Annotated in this window: 4 protein-coding genes; all 4 read right to left on the bottom strand. The window is 70.6% G+C overall.

What is annotated here, in order from left to right:
• Positions 1-1,270: hypothetical protein (locus M0P34_RS14735; protein WP_291500473.1), on the bottom strand; the 1,270-nt coding region annotated here is incomplete at its 3' end.
• A 134-nt stretch (positions 1,271-1,404) separates the two neighbouring features.
• Positions 1,405-1,650 carry a phage tail assembly protein gene (locus M0P34_RS14740; protein WP_291500475.1) on the bottom strand — a complete coding sequence of 82 codons (246 nt, stop codon included), beginning with the start codon at positions 1,648-1,650 and terminating at the stop codon, positions 1,405-1,407.
• A gap of 74 nt (positions 1,651-1,724) precedes the next feature.
• Positions 1,725-2,231 carry a phage major tail tube protein gene (locus tag M0P34_RS14745; protein WP_291500477.1) on the bottom strand — a complete coding sequence of 169 codons (507 nt, stop codon included), beginning with the start codon at positions 2,229-2,231 and terminating at the stop codon, positions 1,725-1,727.
• 9 nt (positions 2,232-2,240) lie between these two features.
• Positions 2,241-2,883: phage tail sheath C-terminal domain-containing protein (locus M0P34_RS14750; RefSeq protein ID WP_291500479.1), on the bottom strand; the 643-nt coding region annotated here is incomplete at its 5' end.

Raw genomic sequence — 2,883 nt, forward strand, 5'->3', positions numbered from 1 at the left:
GCACCACGGTGCCCACGCCCTGGAACACGGCCACCAGCCCGCGCCCGAAGGACACCACCGCCGGAACCATCCCGCGCACGGTCTCCCCGATCTGCGCAAAGCCCGTGCGGTTGGCGCGCACCCAGTCCGCCAGCCTCGGTCCCCACTCCTCCACCACCGGCGCCAGCGCCCCGCCCACAAGGCCGGACAGCTCCCGCGCCGTGGAGGACACCACCGTGGAAAAGCGCGAGAACGCCTCGTTGTACGCCTGGGCCCCGGCGCGGCCCTCGGCGGAAAGCACGTTCAGCCGCTTCTGGCGCGCCAGCAGTTCGTCCAGGCCCTCCTCGCGGCTGCGCAGGTAGCCGAAGAACTTGTTGGCCTCGCCGCCCATGAGGATATCGGCGGCGGACACGGCCTGGGCGTGGTCGTCCAGGCCCTTCACCGCCTCGGCCACGCGCCGGAACTGCTCCTCCGGCGCCAGGGCGCGCAGCTCCTCGAAGGTCAGCCCGAGGATCTGCAAGCTCTCGGTGACGGGCGTGATCTCCTCCAGCCCGGCGGACTCGCCGAGCTTGTTGTTCAGCTCCTCCATCAGGTCGCCCACATGGTCGGCCTCGAAGCCCATCTCGCGGGCAATGCCGCTCCAGGCCTCGAAGCCGTCGGCGGACACGTTCAGGGCCTGGGCCAGGGCCGTCTGCTGCGCGGTCAGGCGATTGCCCATGGTCATGGCGGCGCCCACGGCGCCGATGGATGCGCCGACCACGGCGGCGTAGCGCCCGGCGGCTCCGGCCATGTCGCGGAACCTGCCGCCCACGTCGGCGTCCAGCACGCCGCGCAGGGCCCGCAGCCTGCGCTCGGCCCCGGCGGCCTCCCGCGCCAGGCGGTCGAACTCGCCCTCCAGGTCGCGGGTGTTCACGCCCGCCTTCCTGAGCTCGTGGTTCAGGATCGCAAGCTGGCCCTTCTGGCTGTTGTAGGCCTGGGCGGTCTTCTCCGCCCGGCGCCGGGCGCGCTCGAACTCGCCTTGCAGCTTGCGGGTGGGGTTGGCGGTTTCGGCGAGCTGGCGCTCCAGGCGCCCGGCCTCGTCGCGGGCCTCGCGCATCTCGCGCCGGGCCTGGCCCAGGGCGCCCATGTCGAACCCGGCGAACCTGTGCAACTTGTCCTGGCGCTCGCGGATGTCGCCGTAGGCCCGGGCCACGCCGGACAGGTCGCCGCGCACGGCCCGGGTGGCCGTGGCAAAGGTATTGCCCACCACGGCCTGGAAGCGGACCACGGTGGAAAGCTTCTGTGTGGACACCTACCTGCTCCCGTGCTTGGGGAGGTGCGCGAGCCAGGCAAGCAGCTCGTCCGCCTCCATGGACAAAAGCTCGGCGCGGCTCCAGCCCGTGTAGCAGGCCAGGGCCAGCACACCGCGCCGGGCCGTGTCCGCGTCTAGGACAAAAAACCCGTGTAGACCGCCTGGATCTTGCGGTAGTCCTTCATGTCCAGCTCGCGCAGCACCTCGGGCGGCACCTCGCACAAGCTGGCGAACATGGCCACCTCGCGCTCGGCGTCGCTGCCGCCCTGCTTCTCCGCCGCCAGCATGTCGCCCACGCGCGGCCTGCGCATGGCCAGCCGCGCATACTCGTGCCCCTGGTGGCGCACCGGATAGGCCAGTTCGATGGTCTCGTGGCTCATACGTCCTCCCCACATGCCCGAAGGCGGTCTGAATGTTCCCCCGGCGCGGCAGGTCGCCGTTCCGGGACGGTCCGCTAGATGCCGCAGGCCCTGCGGTGCTCCTCCAGGCGGTCCACGCCGCCGACGATGCGCTTCATGCCCAGCACGTCGATCTCGTGCAGCACCTCGCCGCCCTGCTCGTATTTGTAGTAGACCAGGGTCACGGTGTACTCGTCCGTGGGGCGCTCGCCCGCCTTCCATTCGCCGGGCTTCACGCTGACGATGCGCCCGCGCATGGAGACGATGACCGGCGTCACCGTGCCGTCGGCGGACTCCAGCCCCCCGCGCGCGGTCAGCGGCACCTCGCCGCCCTCCCTGCCGCCGAAGAGCTTGAGCATGTCGGCGCACTTCTTGGTCAGGGTGAAGGTCGTTTCCAGCTTCTCCATGCCCATGTCCACGCTCACGGGCGCGTCCATGCCCGCCGCGCGGAACTCCTCGGTCTTGAGGGTCAGCTCGGGCAGCTTGAGCTGCTCCACGTTGCCCACGTACCCGCGCCCGTCCACGAACAGCGCCCATTGCCTCAGGATATTGTCGGCGGCCATGCGTTCCTCCTACTGCGTGCTCGCCACGCGGCTGACCAGTTCCTCGTAGTACCCGTTCTCGCGGTGCGCCCGGAAGACCAGGTGCTCCAGGGGCGCGGGCGGCTCCAGGTCGAAATCCAGGTACAGCTTCCCGGCCATGAGCTGCTCCTTGGCGTTGAGCTCCTCGTCCAGCCAGCACCTGCCGCCCAGCAGCGCGCCCAGGGCCGTCAGGTGGCGCAGGTAGGCCGCCACGCTCTCGCGCACGTCGTGGATCAGGTTGGCGGACAGGGGCCGGTCCATGGCCCACAACAGCGCCTCCTCCACGGACTCGTAGACCATGTCGCAGGTCCGGCGCACGGAGAGGAAGGCGAACAGCGGGTCCGAAGCCGTGGTCCGGTTGCCCCACAGGCGGTAGCCGTCGCGGTGGATGATGGTGGCCACCTCGTTCTCGTTCAGGAAGTTGGCCTGGCTGTTGGTGTCGGACAGGCTGAAGTCCACGGGCCGCGAGACGCCGACAATGCCGCTCACCGGCTGGTTCGACGGGCTCCACCAGAAGCCCCGGGTGTTGTCGCGCGCGCAGATCATGCCCGCCACGCGCCCCGAGGCGGGCTGCACGGCCACGGCCCCGGCCTGCGTGTCCCAGACCTTGACCCACGGCGCGACCACGAAGACC

The sequence above is a fragment of the Desulfocurvus sp. genome, assembly GCF_023230885.1.
Taxonomy (GTDB): domain Bacteria; phylum Desulfobacterota; class Desulfovibrionia; order Desulfovibrionales; family Desulfovibrionaceae; genus Desulfocurvus.

Bases quoted from the DNA above. Each gene is read 5' to 3' on its own strand.
- M0P34_RS14740 (WP_291500475.1), bottom strand. From the start codon at position 1,650: ATGAGCCACGAGACCATCGAACTGGCCTATCCGGTGCGCCACCAGGGG.
- M0P34_RS14745 (WP_291500477.1), bottom strand. From the start codon at position 2,231: ATGGCCGCCGACAATATCCTGAGGCAATGGGCGCTGTTCGTGGACGGG.